This window comes from Porticoccus sp., assembly GCF_041592135.1.
GTDB lineage: Bacteria > Pseudomonadota > Gammaproteobacteria > Pseudomonadales > Porticoccaceae > Porticoccus.
Window position 1 is genome coordinate 1 of the sequence record NZ_JBFHQR010000128.1, and the last position, 6936, is coordinate 6936.

Below are 6936 nucleotides of genomic sequence, written 5' to 3' on the forward strand. Positions count from 1 at the left end.
CAACGACCTGTTGAGCAAGCTTGAGGCGGTGCGGCTGGTCTGTGCCGAATCCGGCTGCGCCCAGCGCTACCTGTCCCACGATGCCCTCAATGGTCTCTACCAGTCCACCTGGCTAACCGATGCCAACCATGGCACCGACTATCACCAGCGCTTTCTGGCCTACCTGCACGAGGTGCAGGATCAGGATCTCACCTTGGGGGTGGCGATGACCGATGCCAAGGGTGATCGCTCCTTGCGGCCGGGGCAGCAGGAAAATTCCGATGTCTATGTGCATATTGTGGAGCGGCGCGCGGATGGCATTGTCATCAGCGGCACCAAGGCGATTGTTACCGGTGCGCCTTACATGCACGAGTTTCTGGTGATGCCCTGTCGCACCCATACACCCGAGGATGCCGATTATGCCGTGGCCTGTGCGGTGCCGGTGGATGCCCCCGGCGTGACCATCATTGCCCGCCCCGCCGGGCGGCCCGGCGAGAGCGCCGCCAAGTTCTCCGCAAAATACGGCCAGTCCACCGGGGTGGTGATATTCGAGAAGGTGTTTGTACCCCACCAGCGGGTATTTCTGGATGGCGAGTGCGAGGAGGGCGGTTTCCTCACCACCAGTTACGCTACCCACCACCGCCACTCCTGTATTGGTGCGCGGGCGGGATTTGGCGATCTGCTGATCGGCGCCGGTGCGCTGGTCACCGAGGCCAATGGCCTCGACCCGGAGCGTCACGGCCATATTCGCGAGGCGATGGTAGAGCTGATTACTATCACCGAAAGTTTTTATGCCTGTGGTGTGGCGGCCTCGGTGTACTGCCAGGACGACCCGGCGGGTACGGTGATGCCGGATGCGGTGTTCAGCAATATCGGCAAGCTGCTGCTGGCCAACAAGATTTACGACATGCACAAGCTGGCTCACTATGTTTCCGGCGGGATGATTGTGGCGCTGCCCGGCCCCGATGAGGATCACAATCCGGAGACGGCGGCGTCCCTGGCCGCAGTGCTTGGTGGTCGGCCAGATATTCCAGCGGCCCGGCGATTGGAGGTGGCTCGCTTTATCGAAGATCTGACGGCATCCAATCAGGGCGGTTGGTATTCGGTAATTTCCCTGCACGGCGGTGGTTCCCCGGAGGCCATGAAGCGGGAGATATGGCGCAATTACCCGGTGTATGAGAAACGTGAGCTGGTGGAACGGCTGCTGGATCGCGGTGTGCTGGACGAGGGCAAACGGACCTCCCGCCAGCCCGGGCGCTGTTGTGCCAGAGGCTGTCAGGCACCGCTTGAGAAGCCCGGTTCCTGAGGGTTGCATTGCAGCTCCCGCGGTTCTGCGGCATAGTACGCCGCAGTTCACAGCGGTCGGAAAACACCATGGCAGATTACCTGATAGCCCCCTCCATTCTCTCGGCGGATTTTGCCCGGTTGGGTGAAGAAGTGGATGCGGTGCTCGACGCCGGTGCCGACGTGGTGCACTTCGATGTCATGGACAATCACTATGTGCCGAACCTGACCATCGGCCCGATGGTGTGCAAGGCGCTGCGCAACTACGGTATCAGCGCTCCCATCGACGTGCACCTGATGGTGGAACCGGTGGACCAGTTGATCGGCGACTTCGCCGCCGCCGGCGCCAGCTGGATCACCTTCCACCCGGAGGCCTCCCGCCACGTGGATCGCTCGCTGCAGCTGATCCGCGATGCCGGATGCAAGAGCGGTCTGGTGCTGAACCCCGCCACCAGCCTGGAGACCGTCAAATACGTGCTCGACAAGGTCGATGTGCTGTTGCTGATGTCGGTGAACCCCGGCTTTGGCGGTCAGAAATTCATTCCCGCCACCCTCGACAAACTGCGCGAGGCGCGGGCACTGATTGACGCCAGCGGCAGGGATATCCGCCTGGAAATCGACGGCGGTGTCACCGCAAACAATATCCGCGAGATTGCCGCTGCCGGCGCCGATACCTTTGTGGCCGGTTCGGCCATCTACGGGGCCGGTGACTACGCCGCGGCCATCGCCGCCCTGCGCGCTGCCCTGGCGTAGCTTGCCCGCGGCATTGCAGTCTAAGTGGTTGACTTTGCAGCAACCGTCGAATGAATTAGAATGCGCCCTCTGACCATTGGAGGCATTTGTGGCGCCCGGTAACCGCCCATCCCACATTTCTGCTCACCTCGGCTGGCGATGGCGCAGCCGCTGATCCCTGCTGCCCGAGCGGCAGCCACTTTTTTGCCTTTGTTAGTCTGAATACATCTGCGTTTGATAGCGCAAGGGAAAGACCATGACCCCGACAGAGTTTGCCGAGCTGGCCGAGCAGAACTACAACCGTATCCCGGTGATGCGCGAGGTGTTGGCCGACCTCGAAACCCCGCTCTCCTGTTACCTGAAGCTGGCCCGTGGGCCCTACTCCTACCTGTTTGAATCCGTGCAGGGCGGCGAGAAATGGGGCCGCTACTCGCTGATTGGCCTGCCCGCCACCACCGTGCTCAAGGTCTACGGCGACCAGCTGACCATTGAGCGCGACGGTAAGCTGTTGGCGTCTCGCCGCACCGACGACCCGCTGCGGGATATCGAAGAATTTCACGGGACTTACCGCATGCCGGAACTGCCCCAGTTGCCGCGCTTTACCGGCGGACTGGTGGGCTATTTCGGCTACGACACCGTGCGCTATGTGGAGCCGAAACTGAAACAGAGCGCACCGCCGGATGAACTGGGCAACCCGGATATCCTGCTGATGGTGTCCGACGAGGTGGTGATCTTCGACAACCTGCTGGGCAAGCTGATCCTGGTGGTCCACGAGGATGCCGCCGAGCCCAATGCCTGGGTACACGCCCAGGCCCGCCTCGATGACCTGGAGGCCAGGTTGAAAAATCCGCTCCCCGAATTGCCCCCCCTGAACATGGCGGGCAGCGGTTTGCAGGAATCGGCCTTTGTCTCCAGTTTTGGCGAGCAGAATTACAAGGACGCGGTCAATAAAATCAAGGAGTACGTGCTGGCCGGGGACGTGATGCAGGTGGTGCCGTCCCAGCGCCTGTCCATGGACTTCGATGCCGAACCGCTCAATCTCTATCGGGCGCTGCGCTGCCTCAATCCGTCGCCGTACCTGTATTTCCTGGATCTGGAGGATTTCCATATCGCCGGCTCCTCACCGGAAATCCTGGCGCGCCTGGAGGATGGCGAAGTGACCGTGCGGCCCATCGCCGGTACCCGCCGCCGCGGCCATACCCCGGAGGAAGACGACGCGCTGGAAGCGGAAATGCTGGCGGACCCCAAGGAAATCGCCGAGCACCTGATGTTGATCGACCTGGGCCGCAACGACGTGGGTCGGGTGGCGCAGACCGGTTCGGTGAAGCTCACCGAAAAGATGTCGGTGGAGCGCTATTCCCACGTGATGCACATTATTTCCAATGTCACCGGTCGGGTGCTGCCTGGCACCAGCGCCATCGACGTGCTGCGGGCCACCCTGCCGGCCGGCACCCTCAGCGGCGCGCCGAAAATCCGCGCCATGGAAATCATCGATGAGCTGGAGCCGGTGAAGCGCGGCGTCTACGGCGGCGCGGTGGGTTACATCGGCTGGAACGGCAATATGGACACCGCCATCGCCATCCGCACCGCGGTGATCAAGAACGGCAAGCTGTATGTCCAAGCGGGGGCCGGGATCGTCGCCGATTCCATCCCCGAGCTGGAATGGAAGGAAACCATGAACAAGGCCCGCGCCATTTTCCGCGCCGCGGACCTGGTGATTTGAGGAGTCGTGCCGTGATACTGATGATTGATAACTACGACTCGTTCACCTACAACGTGGTGCAGTACCTGGGTGAATTGCACGCCGATGTAAAGGTGGTGCGCAACGACGAAATCACCCTCGAACAGGTGGCGGCATTGGCGCCGGAGAAGATCGTCATTTCTCCCGGCCCCTGCACCCCCAACGAGGCGGGGATTTCCGTGCCGCTGGTGAAGGCCTTTGCCGGCAAGATTCCCATGCTGGGCATCTGTCTCGGCCACCAGAGCATCGGCCAGGCATTCGGTGCCAGGGTGGTGCGCGCCCGCCAGGTGATGCACGGCAAGACCTCGCCGGTTTACCACAGCAACAGCGGGGTGTTCCGGGGCCTGTCCAACCCTTTCGTGGCCACCCGCTATCACTCGCTGGTGGTGGAGCGCGAATCCCTGCCGGATTGCCTTGAGATTACCGCCTGGACCCAGAACGAGCGGGGCGAGGTGGATGAGATCATGGGGCTGCGGCACCGCGAGTACGCCATAGAGGGGGTGCAGTTTCACCCGGAATCCATTCTTACCGAGCACGGTCACGACCTGCTGGAAAACTTCCTGAAGGACTGAGCGATGGATATTCAACAGGCCATTGCCGCCGTGCTTGAACACCGCGACCTCTCCATTGCCGAGATGCGTGAGGTGATGCAGCAGATCATGACCGGCGGCGCCAGCGACGCCCAGATTGGCGGTTTCCTGGTGGGGCTGCGCATGAAGGGCGAGACCGTGGCGGAAATCACCGCCGCCGCCCAGGTGATGCGCGAACTGGCGGCACCCGTCGCCATCGACGGTGAACACCTGGTGGATATCGTCGGCACCGGCGGCGACAGCTCGGGGCTGTTCAATGTCTCCACCGCCAGCACCTTTGTGGCGGCGGCGGCCGGTGCCCGGGTGGCGAAGCACGGCAACCGCTCGGTCAGCAGTAAGAGCGGCAGTGCGGACCTGCTGGAAACCGCCGGTGTACGGCTGAATCTTACTCCTCAGCAGGTGGCGCTCTGTGTCGATGAAGTGGGCGTTGGCTTTATGTTCGCGGTCAACCACCACAGCGCCATGAAGCACGCCATTGGCCCGCGGCGGGAGTTGGGGGTGCGCACGCTGTTCAACCTGCTCGGCCCGCTCACCAATCCGGCCCGGGTCCCCAATATGTTGCTGGGGGTCTACGATCGCTGCTGGCTGCGCCCGGTGGCGGAAGTGATGCGCGAGCTGGGCGCCAGCCACGTGCTGGTGGTGCACTCCGCCGACGGTCTGGATGAAATCAGTATCGCTGCGGAAACCTGGGTGGCGGAGCTGGAGGGCGGTGAAATCCGCGAATACAGCATCGCCCCGGAGGATTTTCAGCTGGCTCGCGGCAGCTTGTTGGCATTGCAGGTGGCCGATGCCGCGGAAAGTCTTGCGATGGTAAAGCGGGCGCTGTCAAAGGACGGCGGTGTGGCTTCTGACATGGTGGCGCTGAATGCCGGTGCGGCACTCTATGCGGCGGGCATTGCCCGCAGCCTCGCCGAGGGGGTTGGCATGGCCCAGGATGCCATCGGCAGCGGTCTGGCCAAAGCCAAATTGGATGACCTGGCGGCGTTTACCCGCTGCTTCAAAGAGATGGACGGATAATCATGAATTCTGCACTCAATACCCCCACAGTTCTGACAAAAATTCTTGATCGCAAAGCCGCTGAGGTAGCGCGCCGCAGTAAACTGGTTTCTCTTGAACAACTGAAGGAACAGTGTCAGGCGCAGCGGGAAATTCGCGGCTTTGCCGCCGCACTGCAGTTTAAAATTGATCAGGGTCAGGCCGCGGTGATTGCCGAAGTGAAGAAGGCTTCACCCAGCAAGGGCATTATCCGCGAGGATTTTGATCCGGTCGGTATCGCCCGCAGCTATGAAAAAGGTGGCGCCGCCTGCCTGTCGGTGCTGACCGAGGAGGAGTTTTTCCTCGGCAGTGATGAATACCTGAAGATGGCCCGCGAGGCCACCCGTCTGCCGGTGCTGCGCAAGGACTTTGTGATGGAGTCCTACCAGGTCTACGAATCCTACGTGCTGGGAGCCGATTGTATTTTGTTGATTGTGGCGGCGATGGGCCAGTTCGAACTGGAAGGCCTGCACGATACCGCCAGGGAGCTGGGGCTGGATGTGCTGATCGAAGTGCACAATGAGGATGAACTGGACAGGGCTCTGTTGATCGACAATCCCATGATCGGCATTAACAACCGCGACCTGAACACCTTCAATACCACTCTCGACACCACCTTTGGGCTGCTGCACAAGATTCCGGAAGACCGCATTGTGATCACTGAAAGCGGCATTCTCACCATTGACGACGTCGCCGCCATGCGCGGCCACAATGTCAACGCCTTCCTGGTGGGGGAAACCTTTATGCGGGCCGAGGAGCCGGGACTCAAGCTGCTGGAAATGTTTAACTGAAAAGCCGTACACCGTACGGGCAACGCAGTTAGCTTTTCACAAATAGCTGACCCCGTCGGCACAGGGTCAACGATAAGCCCCGCTTGAAGCGGGGCTTTTTTGTGGTTCTGGGGATCTTGGCTGTGGTTACCAGGGTTGGGTGGGGTGCTGTTCCACCCCTGCCGGGATCTCAAACCAGTCCTGTTTCTCGCTAACCCAGACGTGTAGCGTGGGCTGGATGATGCGGGTGTCCGCCAGGGTGCTCGGCTTGAGTTTGATGATGTCAGGCTGTTCGGGATTGAAGTGGTAGATGCGGTTGCCGCAGCCGGGACAGAACTCGGCGCAGTTGGTGTTGCCGCTGTCCGCCAGCCTCTGCCAATGTTGCAGTGGGCCCTGAAAGCGAATCGCTTCCACCTTGACCAGGGCGGTGAGACTGAAGGCGCTGGTGGACAGTTTCTGGCATTCCCGGCAGTGACAGGCAATCACGCGCAGTGGTGGCTCGAGCAACTGGTAGGTAATTTGCCCGCACTGGCACGCGCCGGAAATCGGATACTGGATGCCTTGCATGACCGTGCCTGTGATGTCGCTGTGAGGAAATCACATGATAGGAGGCGCGGGTGGGGTACACAACCGTCAAACAGAAACCAAAAAGGCCTCTCGAGAGCACTGCTGTCCCACAGTTTGGGATAAATGAAAAAGCCTGAGTCTGAGAAGTTATAATGTGAGTGCGAACAAACGTTATAATTTCAGAGGGCTCAGGCTTTGTCGCATCATAACACCGCCTTTCATCAATTGCTCAAACCCG

At 60.9% G+C, this 6936-nt stretch carries 7 protein-coding genes; 6 read left to right on the top strand and 1 reads right to left on the bottom strand.

Annotated features, from left to right (window positions below):
* The 6 genes from ABY948_RS10295 to trpC form a co-directional block, all read left to right on the top strand.
* Positions 1-1285 (top strand): 4-hydroxyphenylacetate 3-hydroxylase N-terminal domain-containing protein (locus ABY948_RS10295; RefSeq protein WP_461482449.1); only part of this gene is annotated, 1285 nt, incomplete at its 5' end.
* A 68-nt stretch (positions 1286-1353) separates the two neighbouring features.
* Positions 1354-2016 (top strand): ribulose-phosphate 3-epimerase, encoded by a 663-nt coding sequence (gene rpe / locus ABY948_RS10300; RefSeq protein ID WP_461482450.1) that lies wholly within the window; start codon positions 1354-1356, stop codon positions 2014-2016.
* A 235-nt stretch (positions 2017-2251) separates the two neighbouring features.
* The gene (trpE, locus tag ABY948_RS10305; RefSeq protein WP_461482451.1) at positions 2252-3718 is read left to right on the top strand and encodes an anthranilate synthase component I; all 1467 of its coding nucleotides are present in this window, start codon (positions 2252-2254) and stop codon (positions 3716-3718) included.
* An 11-nt stretch (positions 3719-3729) separates the two neighbouring features.
* Positions 3730-4308, top strand: coding sequence for an anthranilate synthase component II (locus ABY948_RS10310; RefSeq protein WP_461482452.1), 579 nt, complete (start codon positions 3730-3732; stop codon positions 4306-4308).
* A gap of 3 nt (positions 4309-4311) precedes the next feature.
* A complete protein-coding gene (gene trpD / locus ABY948_RS10315) occupies positions 4312-5343 on the top strand; it encodes an anthranilate phosphoribosyltransferase (protein ID WP_461482453.1) in 1032 nt (343 codons plus the stop codon).
* A 2-nt stretch (positions 5344-5345) separates the two neighbouring features.
* Entirely contained in the window at positions 5346-6152 is an 807-nt protein-coding gene (gene trpC / locus ABY948_RS10320) for an indole-3-glycerol phosphate synthase TrpC (protein ID WP_461482454.1), read from the top strand.
* A 126-nt stretch (positions 6153-6278) separates the two neighbouring features.
* Here trpC and ABY948_RS10325 read toward each other — a convergent pair whose 3' ends face one another.
* On the bottom strand, positions 6279-6698 hold the full coding sequence (locus tag ABY948_RS10325; RefSeq protein WP_461482455.1) for a GFA family protein: 420 nt from the start codon (positions 6696-6698) through the stop codon (positions 6279-6281).
* Between the last annotated feature and the right edge of the window lie 238 nt (positions 6699-6936).